This window comes from Stygiolobus sp. CP850M, from assembly GCF_037389425.1.
Taxonomy (GTDB): domain Archaea; phylum Thermoproteota; class Thermoprotei_A; order Sulfolobales; family Sulfolobaceae; genus Stygiolobus.
Window position 1 is genome coordinate 1 of the sequence record NZ_JBBHKR010000103.1, and the last position, 17,542, is coordinate 17,542.

Genomic DNA, 17,542 nt, shown 5'->3' on the forward strand with positions numbered 1-17,542 from the left:
GTCTCCCTCACCTTAAACCCTTTCTTCAATTCTTTACACTCTTGTAAATTCCATTATTTTTTATGGTTTAGATATTATCCTATCAGAAATATTTTTTCTAATATGATTTTGGGTCTACCGTTCCAGGGCGAGGAGGAAGTCAGCTAAGATAAGAGAGATATCCGAAAAAGGTATAGATATTGTAGGAGAAAACTATAACAGAAGGAAACCCCCTCTGGAAATCCGTGTCGACTCCTACCATGTGTATATTGTGCCACCAGAAGAAGTAGTGATAACATACTTGGAAGCGTGGAAGTTTTGGGGGAGTACGGAAGACCGGAATAAGGCGGTCTTAGTATACTGTTCACAACTCCCCGTTATAGACAAGGCGTACTTAGAGGCTGAAAGTGAAAGGAGAGATGTTAAGGACTACTTGGAGAAGTTAAGGGATTATTGTTAGCCCTAAAGAAGGAATTAAACCAAGTAAGTGATAATAGGAAAAACTCTAACTAATCAGTTTAGTTTGGACATCTTTAGCATCACTAGTATTAAGAAAAGAGATATTAAAGTGTAAGAGGATAAACCTTGGTATCGTGACTTTCAGTCTGTTCACCCCCAAACTTTCTGTTTTACTCAGATTATAAATAGGACTTCAACGTAGAAATAATGGCGTTCTAAATTTAATTTTTAGGAATTAAATCTAAAAAACATTTCGAAATACTTGTAAATAAAAATTATAACTTAAACGATATCGTGTTCGGTGCTATATAAAACTCCAGTTTTATCTCGGAATTGTTATATAATTGTAACCCCGTAAATAGTGATGTACTATTAAATATTTCAGCGACGGCTGTTGATCCGTTTGGAGCACCGATCTTTACATCATGAATACTGCTATTTAATAAAATGGTCGCACCTCCACTTGCCGTTGTATTCAATGCCACTATATTTACTTTTATTGTGAAAGTAAGATATTCGAGTCCATTCATACTGAATACGGTATTGTTAAGTATTGTCACGTTTAATAATGGATCATTATATAATTGATCCGGAGCATAACTACCAATATTAATTGATGGATATATTAGAAATGAATCTCCTACTTTCACCTTAGTTAAATTAATATTAACGTATGCGATAATTAGAACACAGTGCGTTAAGTTCCTTACTAATATTCCACTATTAATTACAAATGGATAATTACCAACTAACGGAGTTGACCTATATATCGGCGAAGAAACTGCAACAACCCCAATTTGTTTATTACCAAGAAATTGCTCATTAACTAAATTTATGTGCCTATATTGATTGAATATAATTACACTTTGTACCACTACTACTATTCCGATTAGAATTATGGATATTAATTTCCATTTAATCATACATTACCACACCTCCTAACTATAAGTTAACTATCCATCCGACACCGGGTCCCTTCTGTAAATACCATGGGTAACAATTATCCCAAAAGTTACCCATTGTGGTCAATATTATTAACAACGTGGCTATTCTTATGTTTTTTTACTTTTCCACATCTGTAACGTAGGAGTGGTAGTTTTAGCTTAGTCTTCTTCATAAGGAAGGGATAGGTAGTTATTTCTTGTCAAAAACTCTCTGTCTTTAGCACAGTAGTTCAAGTTTGTGTTGTTAAAGGCTAGTTTGAGAATATACAAACTAATCGGTTATACACTACCCTCGGTCAATTTAAGTTCAATACAAATAAAAATACAGTTACAAATTAAATTACAACGTTAATGTTTCGAGAGTCGGTAACACTTAAAAACTTATATCTTTTGAATATTATCTACCTTTACTAATGAGATTTTTGAGAAGTAGAATATGACACTGTAAATCCCAGTAAATTTTAAGTGTAGTCTCCCTCACCCTTCACTCCACGTCTCCTTCCCTCGTTCCTTCAGCTTAAATTTCTGAACAAAAAGGAGTCTCATGAGTATTTTACATATCTGGTAGATAAAAAAATAAAAAGGTGACAAAAAACAAACCGTAACTAAGAGCTAAGATATTTCCATGATAGAACTATACCGACTCCAGATAGGACTACGGCAAACACGACGAGGTATGTGAAGTCTATTGCTAGGTTTGTTTGTATACCTAGTAGCATTCCCCTTACTACTGCGTTTGAATAAGTTAATGGGTTTACCTCAGCAACTGGTTTTAACCAGAAAGGCATCGACTTTATAGGATAAAACGCATTGCTGGTAAATAGTAACGGCAGATTGAGTAAGTTCATCACCGCCATTTGGGACTGCCATGAACTTGCTCTAATGGCTATTACCAGGAAGAGGGAGGAAAGTCCGAAGGACATCAGGAATAGAGCAGCGTAAGCTCCAAGAAAGTCTAAGACGTTTATTCCCGGATAAAAGGACATCCCTAACAGCACTCCTACGGCTAGGACAATAGTAGCTTGTACCAATGACCTAATCACCGAAGACAACACTTTGCTTATGATTATATTACCCCTCGGTACTGGGGTCGTCAAAAGCCTATCCAATACTCCTAACCTTCTATCCCATACCATTGACATACCGCTCTGCATTGAAGTGAACAATACTATGAAGGACAGCATTCCCGCAGCGAGGTAAGAGAAATAATCTGTTGTGCCGAAAGTTTGTTTCAATATTTCCTGCCCGATCTGGTCAATTATGCTTTTCGGTATGTTCAATCCGGGTATTGAAAGAGCTGTTCCAGAGAATAAACTCTGTAGGTTCATAGCCTTTCCGAAAAGTGCTATCCAGAAGATTGGTTGCACGACGGATAAGAGGAGGATTACTGGAGCCTTGTACCACTTCTTTAACTCTCTGTTTGTTAAAGTCCAAAGACCGTGGAATGAAGATCTGTCTACCTCTTCTCTTCTTTTCTGTATTTCCTCAACCATGTTTATCCCCTAGCCCTCCTAAGAGTCCTTCTCATTGCAAATGCCTCCCTTGAATCACTCTCTTCATCTCTCATTTTTCTACCCGTATATTCCATATAGACCTCGTCCATTGTAGGCTCTGTTATGGACATTCTCGACACCTTCACTCCGTTCTTTATTAATCTCTCAAGAATTTGAGGGGCCATCTCTTCTCCATGCTTCACTTTTATCCTCAACATACCGTCGACTTTCTTCACATCGAGTACACCGTCGAGATTCTGTAATAATTTCATAGCCTCCTCATCACTCGTGGTAGTCAGCATAACCACGTCACCGCCTATACTTTCCTTTAGCTCTTTAGGCGATCCTATAGCAAGTATCTTACCGTGGTCAATTATAGCTATTCTATCAGCGTAAAGGTCTGCTTCCTCTAGGTAGTGAGTAGTGACGAAGATAGTCATTCCATACTCCCTCTTAAGCTTCATAATGTAGTTCCAAATTGCGCTTCTGGTCTGGGCATCTAGACCCAAAGTGGGTTCGTCCAAGAATAGGATTTTAGGTCTGTTGATCAAAGACATTGCTATTTCCAACCTCCTCCTCACCCCTCCACTATATGTCTGTACTTTTCTGTTCATTGCTTGTGTTAGCTCGACCATATCGAGTAGTTCCTTAGCCCTTTCTCTAGCTACGTCCTTCCTTATACCGTAGAGCCCAGCCATCATCATTATATTCTCCCAGCCTGTCAAGTCCTCGTCAGCAGTGAACTCTTGAGGCACTACTCCGATGGAGCTCCTTACTTTTGCTGGATCTTTAATTATATCGTAACCATTAACTATAGCAGTTCCCTCCGTAGGCTTCAATACTGTAGTTAGCATTTTTATGGTAGTTGATTTTCCCGCTCCGTTAGGTCCTAGAAAACCGAATATTTCTCCCTCTCTAACCTCGAAATTTATATGGTCGACTGCTACTAACTTACCGAAAACCTTAGTGAGGTTTATTGCCTTTATCGCCTCACCCACCTTTTATCACCTCCTCGATTTTCCTTAACGCCTTTTCAATTCTTTCCTCATATCGAGAGAGTTGAGCCTTATCTACTTCACTGAAGAATGTTGATAACCCTTCCAGTTCCTCTACTGCGTCGTCAATACTACTTCTGTGTTTCAAAGGTAAGATCTCTTCAATCTCCTTAATTCCCTTATCGGTTATGGTATACCTCTCACTGTCGATTTTCCTGATCACTCCATCTTCTTCCATTTTGCTTAGTAGAGGGTATACTGATCCAGGTGATGGTTTCCAGAAACCCCATGTCATCTTATATACATCGTCTATGATATCTATTCCTCTCTTAGGCGATTGGTAAAGTAGCCAAAGTATTATTGACCTGAGTCTTCCTCTTTGTTTTGCTATCAGTTCACTCATAAATATCGAGATCGATAGTAAAATATTTAAAGTTTTCGAAATCGATAGTAATATTTCGTGGGAGTAATAAATAGGTCAGTAATTATCTAACAAAGTATTCGAAGATCTACTAATTTATTTAAGGATCATCCTTTATCGATATTGCAACGTAGTAAGAAGATTAAAAAGAGTGACTGGATAACACCAGATAATATAGCCAGTTATATTGTGAAAGCTTATGAAAGTATAGTCTCTGCTGGTTTCTCAGGTGTAAAGATAATTATTCCGCCCTACGTATATTCGTCACTATATAGAGTTGTAGACAAAGCGGGGACATTGGAAATAGAATTAGTCAGAGAAATTGGTAATGTGTATGTTTCATCTAATGTAGATTCGGTAGTATTAATATCAAAGCAAGTATTCTACGTATACGAAAAGAAAAGTGTAGCACTAGAGAATTTAGGTAGAGATGGAGAGTATGAAGTATATATGCTGTCTTCAGTATTAGCTCCATATATTATTGACCCTGAAGGAGCTGTAATAATATCTTAACACAAGCATTTTTCAATGTTTTCATATTTGTCCCTTTTATATGCTTTTATCCGTTGATAATTATTCCGATATCAAAACCTTTCCTACATTTACTTGGTCATGTTGAATCAAATTTTAAATTATGTATAGCTCTTTTTACTTATGGACGTCAAAATATTGGTCTTATTCTACGGGTACGGGTCCATAGTTGAACTAGCTAAGGAGATAGCAAAAGGAGCTGAAGATGAAGGAGCTGAAACAAAAATAAGAAAAGTCAGAGAAACATTATACCCTGAATTAGTAGAAAAATTTCACATTCCTATTGAGACCACTAGTAATATACCTGAAGTGAGTTTAGAAGACCTTAAATGGGCTGATGGATTAGCTATAGGTTCTCCAACTAGATACGGGAACATGGCTGGAGGAATGAAAACATTCCTCGACAGCACTGCTCCCTTGTGGAGGTCTGGCGAGCTCTACGGTAAACCTGTAACTTTCTTCACAGAAGCATCTACAGTTCACGGAGGACATGAAACTACCATCCTAACTATGTCAACTTACGCCTATCACTTCGGGATGATCATAGTGCCCCTAGGTTACGCAATTCCTGAAATATCTTCTACTACCACCGGAGGGAGCCCTTACGGTGCCACACATCTAGGTTCTAAAAAAGAGTTAGACGAAAATGAGATAAAGATAGCGAGATTTCAAGGGAGAAGATTAGCCCAAGTAGCGAGGAAGCTCAAAAGCTCGTAAAAGGTAACTATCTGAATTAGGGTATTAAGTTACATGAAAGATTTCTCAGATCAAAGTTCTTAAACTTAGACGAGCTTTTTTCAAAGATGGAAGACATAAAAAACTGATTGATGGGATTAAAAATATATATCTACTTTTTATCTCTGTTTTTCCATTTTCTCCAGTCCCCGAAAACCTCATCATATTCAGGACACCCCCTTCTGTAATTAAACCCATTTATCCAATCTACATTGACGAATCTATCGAAGAAGAACTTATCCTTAGGTTCAGTCACTATGTACTTTGAAAGTTCACTAATAGCCTTTTCCATTTCTTCCCTGCTCTCGAAATACAAGATCACAACTCCCTTACTCGCTAAGGATATAGGAAAAGAGAATATGGTATATTTACCAGTATATCCTTTTTCCTCTAATAACCTGATGAACTCCTCTAACCCTACTTTCAGTGCCCTTACGGGTATCCCTAGTTTATAACACCTTAACGAATTTTCATGTTGTATACCTCTTCCATAACTAGCCCAACACTCCTCACACTTTCCCCAAGGTCTACCGAAATATTTCCAATTCAACGTAATGAGTTAATCACCTCCTTTAACATGGAGAGACCGATCTTAGCCTCTTCCTCACTGATCACTAGGGGAGGTATAATCCTTATTGCAGATTTTCCTGCGGGAATGAGTAATAATCCCTTCTTAAAACTCTCTTCTATAACTTTGTCTCTCGTCTTTGTATCAGGATCTTTCCTTTCACCTTTCACGAACTCTATACCCCAAGCAAGCCCTAACCCTCTTACGTCGTCTACTTTCATTTGTGTAAGTTCTTCGCGGAATAGCTTACTTAACTCGTTAACTCTAGGTAAGAGCTCTTTCACAATCTCTAACGTTTTGACTCCTATAGCACATGCTACTGCATTACCGCCGAAAGTGTTACTATGCATCCCTTTTTTCTTGAAGTCTAGGTCTTTCCTGAACACTGTAGCTCCGATAGGGTAAAGTCCTCCACCTAAAGCCTTAGCTAAAGTGATCACATCTGGAGTAGAGTTGAAGTTCTCTATCGCGAACATTTTTCCCGTCCTACCCATACCCATTTGTACTTCATCGTCTATTAGGTATATCCCGTACTTTCTCGCTGTCTTTTCTAGCTGTGAAAAGAAACCCTTAGGCGGGACTATGTATCCTCCTTCACCTTGTATGGGTTCAAAGATTATTCCGGCAACTTCTTCTGGGTCTACCAAGTGGGCGAATACCCAAGACTCTAAGTACTCTAAAACCGCGTTTGTTAGACCATCAGGGTCCTCATACCCATTTATGTGCCACGGATTCCTGAAAGGGTTCGGATAAGGTATGTGGAATACTCCTGGTAAAGTGGGACCGAACAAGTATTTCTGTACAGGCTTACTGGCGGTCAGGGATAGAGAACCGAAAGTTCTGCCGTGGAAGGAACCAATAAACGCGACAAGGTATTTTCTCTTAGGGTCAGATTGTTTAATTAATTTGATGGAAGCCTCTACAGCCTCTGTCCCGCTATTAGAGAAGAACACTTTCTTGGGAAATTCACCCGGAGCTAGTTGTACTAACTTCTTAGCTAACTCTAATTGAGGGACGTTATAAAAGTCGTTCCCCATAGAGTGGGCTAGTTTCCTCATTTGTGCTTCCGCTACTCTTATGACTTCAGGATGAGATGGCCAGCCCAAGTTATTCACACCCACCCCGGAGGTAAAATCTAGGTATTTATTACCATCAACGTCATATAACCACACACCTTCCCCTCTGTCCAAAACTAATGGTAGGTCTCGTGTAGAGGTAGCTAAGAACTGTTCCGATTCTTCAACTATTTTTCGGCTCTCCATAATATGATCTTTGAACGGTTGCTTAAATCCATTTGCTAATTTTAAAAAATTATGTAAGTTTCAAGTTAAAGGAGGAAAAGTAGTAACTTTTTAACCTGAATACCCGGACATATAAAGGTGTTTATCATTAGTATTTATGCACTTTTCAAAAGTTTGTTTAAATTCTTACGTTACACAATAATTCCTATGCCGGAAATTGGAGAGAGAGCCCCGGACTTCGAGGCTGTGGATACTGAGTTGAAAAAAGTGAGGTTGTCAGACTTCAGAGGCAAAGTAGTAGTCCTAGCCTTTTATCCCGCAGCCTTTACATCGGTCTGTACTAAAGAGATGTGCACCTTTAGGGACTCCATGGCTAAATTCAACGAGATGAACGCTGTAGTTATAGGGATCAGCGTAGACCCTCCTTTCAGTAACAAGGCATTTAAAGAGCAATACAAACTCAACTTCATCGTAGTCAGTGACTACAACAGAGAAATCGTGAAGAAGTATAATGTTTATTGGGAGTTCCCTGCACTAGCTGGCTATATACTCGCTAAGAGGTCGGTGTTTGTGGTAGATAAAGAAGGGGTGATAAGGTACAAATGGGTATCTGACGATCCTACAAAGGAACCTCCTTATCAAGAGATAGAGAAAGTGGTAAACGAAATAAGATAAGGGTACTCTTTCTTGTTTTTCTGTTCTGTTGTCCTAGACTCTTATCACCTTAACAATTTTAATAAGAAATTATGTACCTCTAAGGAAGTAGGTCTCCTGACGGGGTCTGGTGATATCATAGACGCTAACAAGGGCTTTACCTCAGCGGGTACATTGGGATCCCATCCCCTTAATTTACCCTGAGCCTTTCTGACCTCATCCCTCACACAATTAAAGTCCTTTCTCTGGTAACAGTTGTAAGCGTTGTTCATCTCCTGAAGGTCTGGTCTGTCCAGTTTTCTGGTAAGTAGGACATACATGGTCATGCCCAAAGAGAACACGTCGAAGTAGGGCTTAGCATTCTCCAAATATGCTTCTGGACTGGCGTACTCCACGGTCAGTTGTAGCACTTTCCCGTTGACCCTAACAACACTACCCAAATCACCTAACTTGAACTTAACGTTCTGGAGATCATAGGGGTAACTGGGCTTTTCAGTCAGGAATATGTTCTGGGGCTTGACGTCCATATGTACCAAACCTAACTTGTGCATCTGGTACAGAGCTGAGGCGACACTTGCGATAGCCCTATACACAGCCTTATTCCACTGGGTAGAATAGAAGAACTTGTCGTCGTGCATTAACTCGGCCATGTTTCCGCCCCTCATGAACTCCATGACGAGCATAGGAGGTTCTCTTTTGTAAAACGTAAAGTTCCCGGCTAAGACCTCTTCGATGAGGAACTTGTCCACGTGTACTGCGTATACCTTGACTACGTTAGGGTCGCTGGAGAGCTTTGACAAGCTGTTAGCTTCACTTATGAGTGTGTCGAAGTGTTCCTCAGGTACACCGGTGTAGATTTTCAGGACTTTGACCGCAACATCATTACCCTTAGGAGTCCTAGCCTTTAACACGTAACCGTTGCCTCCCTCTCCCAAGACGTCAGTTACCTCATATATGGAGAGCTTTTTCCCCACCCACACTTTCGGGTCCCAGTTAATCGGAGCGGAGGTGCTCAGGAGTTTGGAGGGCAAGGACTTAGGCTGGGACGTTGAGAGCTTTTTCTTGATTAGAGGGCTCGAGACTATTGAGTCTATGACCTTGTAGAGTGCCATAGCCTCGTTTGTCCTACCGATCGTCTCGAGTACCTCAGCTTTGAAGAGCATGGCTAGGACGTTGGTAGGTTCCGTCTGTAAAGCGATGTCCAAGGTCACTAACGCTTGGTCGTAAGTTCCCTTGTCCCTGAGTACCAGAGCCCTCTCGATTAATGCGTCTACGTTATTGGGTTCGTAAAGTAGGACTCGGTCTATCTCGTATATGGCTTCTGTTAGTAACCCCTTAAGTCTGTAAATGTGTGTGAGGGCGATACTCACCGGGGGGTTGAAATTGTTTCCCCTTCTCACTACTGCTAAGGACTTTTCCGCTTCCCCCAGCTGACCTAATTCCGCAATGATAACTGAACGCAAAGAGGCTATTTCGCTCTTGTTCTTCTTGGAATTAGTATAAGCCCTCTCACTATAATCTAGAGCTACTTTAAGGTTCTTTTTCCTTGAAGAGGAACTCGCTAACAAGAAGGAGTAATAGTAAATCGCTAAAGCTAAAGTGTAAAGGGCTTCCCATGAGTCTTTGTTATAGCCTTCAACGATCTTTCTCAAGGTGTTAATTGCCGTCTTCAATTTCCCCAGTTTTATCTCTGTCTTCCCCTTCCACAGTAGCACTTCCTCATGGTCTGGAAACATCTTATAAGCTTTTTCGAAAGTTTTGTATGCGTTGTAGTAATCCCTACTATCGTAAAATTGTCGTCCTTGTGAGATGAGTGACCTTAATGACGACACATGATTTTTACGGTAATACTAAATTATAAACTAAACTAGTTAGGAAGATTGAGATACTTAAACCTAGGTATAGCGATAATACAACTATTAAATGGTTTTGTAGTATAGCTGTGTATATATTATACCTTCCTTTCTGAACTTAACGTTAAGGTATTAAACATCTTCCCTTAATCCGGTCTTTTTCACAAAAGTCCCCTTTCTTAAGTCATCCAAAGCCTCATAGATCTGTTCCCTCGTGTTCATAACGATAGGACCGTACCAAGCCACCGGTTCGTATAACGGTCTACCAGCCAGAATTATTACTCTCCCTTCTCCGCTGAGCTTAATCTCTTCTCCCTCTCTACTGAAGACTATTAAGTTTCCACTTGGTATTGAAGGGAGGGACTCTTCAGCTGTTACCTTTCCTTCTACGACAAACGCCAGAACAGTGTAACCGTGTTTGAAAGAAGCGTTAAACTCGCCGTGTAATTCCACGTCGTAATAAGATGGGTCTACTGGGCTCTTAACTCTCACCGGTCCCACTAGTCCTTTGTATTCTCCTGATAGGACTTGGATAGTGCCAAAATCGAACTCCTCTTTGGGTATTTGTTTAACGTCTTTATAAACTGGGTCTGTCATCTTCAAGTTTGCAGGCAAGTTGATCCAGAGCTGGAGACCAGACACCGTGTTCGGATTATAAGGGTAGTTAAACGTTCTATCCATAGGTTTCGGCATCTCTTGATGAAATATTCCGCTGCCTGCCGTCATCCATTGGGCTTGACCGGGGTAAATTACACCGTAAATTACACCTTTATTACCCTCACTATCCTCATGTTCTACTTTGCCGTTTGAGAGCAGTTTCCGATAAACCGTAAAGTTTATATTATTTCATCATAAAATTTTATACAATGCTAAGACCTAAAGAAGTGTGCCAACGCCTAGGAATATCATACGCAACACTCAGAGAATATGTTAAGAAAGGGTACATAAAACCCGTGATACTAGAAACTGGGAAGTGGAGGTTCAAGGAAGAAGACGTCGAAAGGCTCATGGGGATTGTTAGAAAGAGGAAAGTGATCCTTTACGCAAGAGTATCATCAAACACACAGAAAGACGACTTAATAAACCAAGTAAAATACCTAGAGGAGAACGTTAAGGACTACGACCAAGTAATAACTGACGTCGGTTCTGGGTTAAACATGAAGAGAAAAGGATTCCTCAAGTTGTTGAGGATGATACTAAACAACGAAGTATCGAAAGTTGTCATAGCCTACCCAGACAGACTAGTTAGGTTCGGCTTTGAAATAATTGAAGAAGTATGCAAAGCACACAACTGTGAGATAGTCGTTCTGAACAAGGAGGACAAAACACCAGAACAAGAGTTAATAGAAGACTTAATCTCTATACTAGTCTCCTTTAGTGGAAAGTTGTATGAAATGAGGAGTCACAAATACGAAAAGGTGAAGAAATGTGCCGAAGAGCTTAAGGCTTAATGACTTTCAACCAGAGGAGGAATACGTCTACCTAACGTACTCTCTGAAGAACGATAAGGAGGAGGAGAGCAAGATATTACTGGAGAACTATAAACACCTACTACACAAAGCTCTAGACTGGTTATGGGAGAGGACTAAGATAGAGAGGAAGAAGGTCAAGAAGGGCAAGAAAATTTTCGCTAAGGTTAAAGTAACCTTGCCAAAGAAAAAGGAAGTTTACAAGGCGTTGAGGGATGAGTTAGAGAAGATTAACAAGTTAGCTTCCCACTACGTTGACAAAGCAATAAGCGACGCTTACTCAATATTAAAGGGATGGAGGAGGAGGGCTGAAAAAGGGCAAGCGTCACTGAGAAAACCAACACTGAGGAAGGTTTACGTTAGGGTAAAGTCGACACTTAGAAAGGTTGAGGGCGAAGAAGTTAGGATTACTGTAAGACCTTACGAGTATTTAACCTTCTCTTGGTCTCACACTTGGTTTTCAAGGAGGGTTAAAGGGCTTGATTTAGGTGAGCCCATAATTAAGGAGGATAAAGTTCACCTACCATTCCGTTATAAATTACCTTGGTTTACGCCCCTTGACTTTCTATCTATTGATAGTAATCTTTACACATTAGATGCTTACGATGGTGATAAGTTCGTCACTTTCTCCCTGAAGGAGTTGTACAGTCTAAAATACGGTATGGAGTTGAAGAGGGGTAGAATACAATCTTTTGCTTCAAAGCACGGTAGTAAGGGGAAGGTGTTAATGGAGAAGTATTCTCATAGGGAGAGGAATCGTGTGCTGGATTATATTCATAAGTTCGTGAACAAGTTGCTGGAAATGTATCCTCTCACTATGTTTGCTGTTGAGAAGTTAAATAAACAAGAGATGTTTAGAGATGCAAACGACAAGCTGTCTAAGAGAATTTCAAGGACTGTATGGAGGACTATACACCGTGTGCTTAAATATAAGGCTCCACTTTACGGTTCCTTTGTTAAGGAGGTGAACCCTTACCACACTTCCAAGTCCTGCCCCAGATGTGGATGGGTTTCCCGAAAGGTCGGCAGGACTTTTCACTGCGAGAGGTGTGGCTTCACTCTGGATAGGCAACTGAACGCATCTCTGAATATATACCTCAAGATGTGCGGGTTTCCCCACCTCTTTTTTACTCCCACTGGGAGTAGGTGGGTCGGGGTTATCCCGCTAAAGGGGCGGAGGGGTATGAGTGGGGCAATGCCCCGTGACTCCGGTGAAGCCCAACGGCTGAGGATTGATATTAAATATTATGAAATCCTATGAAGTCCAAACCCCTTTGTATAATAGTGTTACCGTCTCTATCCCTCTGTGAGGATGCCAAGGAAAGCCCATGATGTACTCCTCAGGCTTATTGGAGCCGAAGAAGTCTAATAGAAGAAAGGGGTCGGTAATGTCTACAGTTTCTAAGCCACCAAAGACGCGGTATAGCTTTACCCCAGCCCCGTCTCTAGTGACCTTGCCTTGTATTAAGCCTTCAACTTTCCTTCTCATAGGTTTTAGTTTGGCTACAGACTATTTAAACGCGATTCAACTTAGCTAAGTTAATAAGAAAGGAAAGTAGAAGCCAAAACTTAGTAATTACAAAAATTGAGGTTAAGGGGGCGGAAAGCCTCGCCAGATGGATAGCCTTGTATTTAAATACTCCTTAATCTTTCAGTGACGCTAATGATGCTTCTTCCCAGTTCGATTAAGGGCTTAATGGGACTGTAGGAGGAGTAACCGTTATCTCCTTTCCTTCAAAGGACTAGACGTAATTTGGATGAAAGTCCCCCTTTCAAGTGGTTCTCTGACCCACTCGACTGCCCACCATACGTAATCCCGAAAGAAATATACAAAGAATTTTATGGTGAGATTTTGTCACCATTCCCATAACTTCCCTTTTCTTCTAAACTTTTTTCTAATTTCCTTGAATTTTTCTAAAACATCGTTTTCAAATTCCTTATCTCCACACAATATTTTACCGTCTTCTATAATTTCAAGAATAAACGTAGATCCTTCATTTAACTTCTTTAAAAAAACTTGGGTGTTCATTGCTACAGGCATTACCTTGGGGAATTTCATGGTATAGGTCATTGCGAAACCTTCCCTAGGATCGCGTGGAAAAACGTCGGAAACAACCAAAACATCAATATCGCTCACGTTAGTATAATCGCCTCTGGCATAAGATCCAAATAACACTACTAGCTTTGGATTAAACTTAGAATATTCCTTGCAAAGTTCCTCCCACAACGTCCTTCACCCATGATAAAATTTTTCTACCACAATCTAAGCATCTAGTTGCATCGTCTTTATTGTAATAATCTGCAGGAGCACCTTGATCGTAAGCGTCAGGATAACGTGAGGGTATGTAATGTTTATCAAGTTCTTGTGCACATCTTAATATTTCACTTGGAATGTGAATAGATAATGACTGTAAAAGGAAGGTAATAGAATGACCTCTCTGTTCTTTATGAAAATAACTTAACAAAGCTTTGACAGCTTTTTCTGCAGTTTGCTGAGCTTCATAGCAAGTTTCTTCATAAAGTTCGTTTTGATAATTAATTTCAGCAGATCTAAAATTTCTCTCAGCTTGCCTAATCCAATCGTTGACCCTGCTTACCACAAGAATATAGTTGGCTTAAGCATATTTAAGAAAATTTGAAAGCACACCTTTATAGCTATAGGCTTAGCTATGTCGGATAGCTTTTCTGTAGCCCAGTTTTGATTATTAATCGCCTCTTTTACCACGGTTCTGGCAGAAGCTACTCTTATAAGGTTCCCTGCAACCGTTACTGGAACTTTCCTTATTCCAGAAGAACGTCAATTCATCGGTTCGGTCTTTACACCTAGAAAGTAATCGAGCGGCTCAGAGATCCAAACTCCATTTGAAATTAGAGGAATCCATTAGTCTAGTCTCGTTAATGAATGATATGCTCACTGTCCTTCCACAGTCCCATTAGGAAGGACGTGATTAGTGTCAGTATGGCACGTTGAATAGATACATTCGTCTTTATAGGGATGTTATTATCCCTTGGACTAGACTCTATGCACCTTAATGCACGAGATTCTATCTTCCATTCAATATATATATATTAGTTTTATCATTATTCACTAATGATCCTCGCTACACTCGGCTCAAATAAACTTGTCACTACGTTAGACGCAATAATGACAGAAATATTTACCGGGATCAGACCCGACAAAATCCTAATTCTTTCAGAAGAAGCACGAGATCTAGACTTAACCGGGGTAATGAAATCCTTCGGGATTAATGCCGAGACTAAGGTCTTAGAACTTGGAGTTGGGATAAACAATTGGAGGGATAAGGTTAAGGATATCAGTATAGATGTGGCTGACATAACCCCGGGGAGGAAGTACATGGCTATTGCCGTACTCAACTATTCTCAGGCTAGAGAGGTTCGTTACGCTTACTTAAAGGAAGAGAGCAAGGGATACCATATTTTCGGTTACGTACCGCTTCAAGAAATAACAGTTTTCGATGTGAGGAAAGGCACGAGTGTTTCATACGACCCTCCTAAGACAGTGCCGAACTTACCTGAAAAAGTCGATATCAAAGTGGAGTCTCTAAAGGCTTTGGTAAACCTCTATTCTCTTCTAGGTAAGGTTGACTATGATGAGGACTTTGAAGAACTATGTAAATTGAGGTCTGGAGATATAAGGTTTAAGGAAGAGGAAGAGATCAGGGAATACGTCAAAAAGGGTTACTTCTTCCTAGCTGACGTTAACGCTTACGTACATCTAGGGGAAAGGCTCGCCAAGATCACCTGGGATAGAGAAAATGGGCCCCGTCTACTCCCCTCGAGGTCTACTTATAACGAACTGTTGAGGCTCACTAAGTCTACACAAAAGGGAGAAGACCCTAAATTTTACCTAGCCATGAGTTCATACAGAAGAATACATAAGCAAGTCCCGGTCTCCGAATCTAGCAGAGGTTCCGATGTCGCTCTAATTAATGAAGCTAAAGCATTGAAGAAGGAGTTACCAGCCCCTCTGGCAGTAATCAGTGGTGATCAAGGTGTTAGAAGGTCAGGAATGAGTCAGGGTGTTGAAGTAATCTTATTGCACGATAAGGTTAAGGGACAACGTGACGTAGGAGAGTTGTTGTTCTGTGAGTCATTTTACAAAAAGATAGAGATAAGTGTTAACGGAGAGCCCTTCGCTAGAATACTCAATAGCAATTTCCCAGATAAGAGAAAGGTGACTGTAGAGACTCTTAAAGCTGAATATAATTACGCGTATGTCTTAAGCAAATTGGAAGAGATAATGAAAAATAACAGTAATGAAAACTAGAAAATTTTTCAAAGATGTGGTTAATAGAGGTCTCGCCTTCTGAGGAGAACTAGTTAACACTAACCACACTACCTCGGTATACGTTAAAAAAGAAGAAGAAAAAAGGGTTAGAAGTTGTAAAATCCTAACTTTGTGAAGTAGTTCAGCAGTTCTAGGACGTCCTTGTCGTTTCTTTCTTGAGCCTTAGTCCTCCACTCGAGGAGCCTCTGCTTAATTAACTCGAGGTCAGCTTGTCTGTCGGTCTTATACCCCAGCTTGTCCAACAAGTACCACAGACCTATCAACCTCCTCTGGTTGGGGAGTGTTACCCATTCTTCTAAGATTACCTTTATCGTGCTGTTTCCCTTCTTAAACACAGCATCCCTCATGTTCTCCGTAAACTGGTCTAAATAGTCCACGATTTTCTTCACTTCGTCATCGTTCATTGCAATTCCGTACTTCTCCGCTACTAGATGGCACAGTTTGAACAGTTTGTCTATGTTCTGTTGTAGGTCTTTTAACTCTTGGTCACTAAGACCGTTTACCTCAAGTTTTACCTCGCCGTAATCAAGTAGTGGCATAATTCTCTTTTTTGAAAGCTAGTTAAAAAAATTTTCTTAATTAATATGAGATTTAAGCAAAATGATAGTTACGAGAGAAAATGACGTTGTAAATGTTTTAAGGGAAGGGTATGAAGAGGTAAAACAGCGATTTCGTATACGTGAAATCTATAACAGTCATACTAATTAGAAAAGAAGTTCTGTAAAGTGTTACCTATTTGTGTATGTAGAAAATATATACTATCTTTCTATTCTAACTATCTAATTAAGTTTATTAGTGAACTCGGCTGAGTAGGCTAATCTATGAAGGCATATGTTTCGAAATTAAATTAAATTCTATATTACAATATGAGGAGTTTATGAGGAATAACTGCTAAGGTCAAACTGTTAGTGTTAAACTTACAGATGAATAGCACGGTAACTAATCTTAAGATAATAAAAGTTAATTTACAAAGATTTTTTCTGAATATGAAAGACTTTCCTCCTAGGTTATAATTTTCATATTGATTATCTCATTATTTTGCTATAAGATATTTACATGTTAATTTCTAAAAATAATCTTAATAATTATAATCTCGGTATTATAGGACTTAATTAGACTAGTTTTTTATTTTTTAGCTAATATCATACCCTGTGAACAGACATCCTCAAATACTTTCGGTCCATCTTTTTCTTTTGAAGGAAGGTAAAATTCTTTTGCAATTGAGGAAAAATACAGGGTATATGGATGGTTGGTGGAGTGTTATAGCAGGCCATGTTGAAGGTAGAGAATCTGCAACAAATGCGATGATAAGAGAAGCTATGGAAGAAGCTGGAATTAAACTTAGCCGTGAGGATTTAGTGCTAGTCCATGTAATGCACAGATTTGAAAACCAGGAGAGAGTAGACTTTTTCTTTAGTGCAATTAAGTGGATAGGTGAACCCACAATTAAAGAACCTAATAAGGCTGAAGCTTTAAGATGGTTTGAGCTTAGCAAGCTTCCAGAAAATATAGTTCCTTATGTAAGACAAGCAATTGACTTAGGACTATTAAAAGGACAAATATACAGTGAATTTGGTTGGGAAAAGACATAGCATTTGAAAATATAAGAATTATTACAGAGATTAAACCTTTATTTGTAAGTAATAGGAAATATTAATGAATACGTTATTGGATTTATATTTAGTAACAGTAATAATGAGTTTTATTTCATTCTTTAAGAAATTTAATCTAATATTAAAAACAATTTTCCTATTATATCTTATAAAATAATATTTTCAAATTCAATTATTATTGTAACACTGAGAAAGGTTAAGAAGATGATGTGAAAACTGTAGGACTTATAGCATTTATTGCAAGTTCTAGCAATTGAACTAATTTTTATGAACGCCTT

General features: G+C 39.4%; 18 protein-coding genes and 2 pseudogenes. 8 read left to right on the forward strand and 12 right to left on the reverse strand.

The window, feature by feature from the left end; genetic code table 11:
• The first annotated feature begins 250 nt into the window (after positions 1-250).
• Positions 251-439 carry a hypothetical protein gene (locus tag WIW89_RS12870; RefSeq protein ID WP_337721059.1) on the forward strand — a complete coding sequence of 63 codons (189 nt, stop codon included), beginning with the start codon at positions 251-253 and terminating at the stop codon, positions 437-439.
• Between the two features lie 274 nt (positions 440-713).
• Here the strand turns inward: WIW89_RS12870 and WIW89_RS12875 are convergent, their stop codons facing one another.
• From WIW89_RS12875 to WIW89_RS12890, 4 genes are all read right to left on the reverse strand, one after another.
• The gene (locus tag WIW89_RS12875) at positions 714-1,361 is read right to left on the reverse strand and encodes a hypothetical protein (protein ID WP_337721060.1); all 648 of its coding nucleotides are present in this window, start codon (positions 1,359-1,361) and stop codon (positions 714-716) included.
• Positions 1,362-1,987: 626 nt separating this feature from the next.
• A complete protein-coding gene (locus WIW89_RS12880) occupies positions 1,988-2,875 on the reverse strand; it encodes an ABC transporter permease (protein ID WP_337707941.1) in 888 nt (295 codons plus the stop codon).
• 2 nt (positions 2,876-2,877) lie between these two features.
• Positions 2,878-3,873, reverse strand: coding sequence for an ATP-binding cassette domain-containing protein (locus tag WIW89_RS12885; protein WP_337707939.1), 996 nt, complete (start codon positions 3,871-3,873; stop codon positions 2,878-2,880).
• Positions 3,866-4,273, reverse strand: a complete 408-nt coding sequence (locus WIW89_RS12890; protein ID WP_337721061.1) for a PadR family transcriptional regulator — start codon at positions 4,271-4,273, stop codon at positions 3,866-3,868. Before WIW89_RS12890 ends, WIW89_RS12885 begins: the two co-directional genes overlap by 8 nt.
• Before the next feature lie 141 nt (positions 4,274-4,414).
• On the opposite strand from WIW89_RS12890, the gene WIW89_RS12895 reads away from it, so the two are divergent.
• Positions 4,415-4,804, forward strand: a complete 390-nt coding sequence (locus tag WIW89_RS12895; protein ID WP_337721062.1) for an encapsulin — start codon at positions 4,415-4,417, stop codon at positions 4,802-4,804.
• A 141-nt stretch (positions 4,805-4,945) separates the two neighbouring features.
• Positions 4,946-5,539 carry an NAD(P)H:quinone oxidoreductase gene (gene wrbA, locus WIW89_RS12900; protein WP_337702069.1) on the forward strand — a complete coding sequence of 198 codons (594 nt, stop codon included), beginning with the start codon at positions 4,946-4,948 and terminating at the stop codon, positions 5,537-5,539.
• A gap of 130 nt (positions 5,540-5,669) precedes the next feature.
• On the opposite strand, the gene WIW89_RS12905 is transcribed toward wrbA, so the two are convergent.
• Positions 5,670-6,107, reverse strand: coding sequence for a hypothetical protein (locus WIW89_RS12905; protein ID WP_337721063.1), 438 nt, complete (start codon positions 6,105-6,107; stop codon positions 5,670-5,672).
• The gene (locus tag WIW89_RS12910; protein ID WP_337707930.1) at positions 6,104-7,387 is read right to left on the reverse strand and encodes an acetyl ornithine aminotransferase family protein; all 1,284 of its coding nucleotides are present in this window, start codon (positions 7,385-7,387) and stop codon (positions 6,104-6,106) included. Before WIW89_RS12910 ends, WIW89_RS12905 begins: the two co-directional genes overlap by 4 nt.
• A 186-nt stretch (positions 7,388-7,573) precedes the next feature.
• Between WIW89_RS12910 and WIW89_RS12915 the strand changes: the two genes are divergently transcribed.
• Positions 7,574-8,041 carry a peroxiredoxin gene (locus tag WIW89_RS12915; RefSeq protein WP_337721064.1) on the forward strand — a complete coding sequence of 156 codons (468 nt, stop codon included), beginning with the start codon at positions 7,574-7,576 and terminating at the stop codon, positions 8,039-8,041.
• Between the two features lie 44 nt (positions 8,042-8,085).
• Here WIW89_RS12915 and WIW89_RS12920 read toward each other — a convergent pair whose 3' ends face one another.
• Positions 8,086-9,852: a protein kinase domain-containing protein gene (locus WIW89_RS12920; RefSeq protein WP_337721065.1), complete on the reverse strand. Its 1,767-nt coding sequence runs from the start codon at positions 9,850-9,852 to the stop codon at positions 8,086-8,088.
• A gap of 153 nt (positions 9,853-10,005) precedes the next feature.
• Positions 10,006-10,689: pseudogene (locus tag WIW89_RS12925) on the reverse strand (pirin family protein); the annotation flags it as partial.
• Between the two features lie 50 nt (positions 10,690-10,739).
• Between WIW89_RS12925 and WIW89_RS12930 the strand changes: the two are divergent.
• Both WIW89_RS12930 and WIW89_RS12935 read left to right on the forward strand, forming a co-directional pair.
• Positions 10,740-11,324, forward strand: a complete 585-nt coding sequence (locus WIW89_RS12930) for an IS607 family transposase (RefSeq protein ID WP_337721066.1) — start codon at positions 10,740-10,742, stop codon at positions 11,322-11,324.
• Positions 11,302-12,603 carry an RNA-guided endonuclease InsQ/TnpB family protein gene (locus WIW89_RS12935; protein WP_337721067.1) on the forward strand — a complete coding sequence of 434 codons (1,302 nt, stop codon included), beginning with the start codon at positions 11,302-11,304 and terminating at the stop codon, positions 12,601-12,603. Before WIW89_RS12930 ends, WIW89_RS12935 begins: the two co-directional genes overlap by 23 nt.
• A gap of 9 nt (positions 12,604-12,612) precedes the next feature.
• On the opposite strand, the pseudogene WIW89_RS12940 reads toward WIW89_RS12935, so the two are convergent.
• The 3 genes and pseudogenes from WIW89_RS12940 to WIW89_RS12950 form a co-directional block, all read right to left on the reverse strand.
• Positions 12,613-12,831: pseudogene (locus WIW89_RS12940) on the reverse strand (pirin family protein); the annotation flags it as partial.
• Positions 12,832-13,197: 366 nt separating this feature from the next.
• Complete coding sequence (locus tag WIW89_RS12945; protein ID WP_337721068.1) at positions 13,198-13,569, reverse strand: nucleotidyltransferase domain-containing protein; 372 nt, start codon at positions 13,567-13,569, stop codon at positions 13,198-13,200.
• Positions 13,538-13,942, reverse strand: coding sequence for a HEPN domain-containing protein (locus WIW89_RS12950; protein WP_337707918.1), 405 nt, complete (start codon positions 13,940-13,942; stop codon positions 13,538-13,540). Before WIW89_RS12950 ends, WIW89_RS12945 begins: the two co-directional genes overlap by 32 nt.
• A gap of 491 nt (positions 13,943-14,433) precedes the next feature.
• Between WIW89_RS12950 and WIW89_RS12955 the strand changes: the two genes are divergently transcribed.
• Complete coding sequence (locus WIW89_RS12955) at positions 14,434-15,630, forward strand: hypothetical protein (RefSeq protein ID WP_337721069.1); 1,197 nt, start codon at positions 14,434-14,436, stop codon at positions 15,628-15,630.
• A 107-nt stretch (positions 15,631-15,737) separates the two neighbouring features.
• Here the strand turns inward: WIW89_RS12955 and WIW89_RS12960 are convergent, their stop codons facing one another.
• Positions 15,738-16,190, reverse strand: coding sequence for a hypothetical protein (locus tag WIW89_RS12960; RefSeq protein WP_337721070.1), 453 nt, complete (start codon positions 16,188-16,190; stop codon positions 15,738-15,740).
• Between the two features lie 612 nt (positions 16,191-16,802).
• Between WIW89_RS12960 and WIW89_RS12965 the strand changes: the two genes are divergently transcribed.
• Entirely contained in the window at positions 16,803-17,243 is a 441-nt protein-coding gene (locus WIW89_RS12965) for an NUDIX hydrolase (RefSeq protein WP_337721071.1), read from the forward strand.
• The last annotated feature ends 299 nt before the right edge of the window (positions 17,244-17,542 follow it).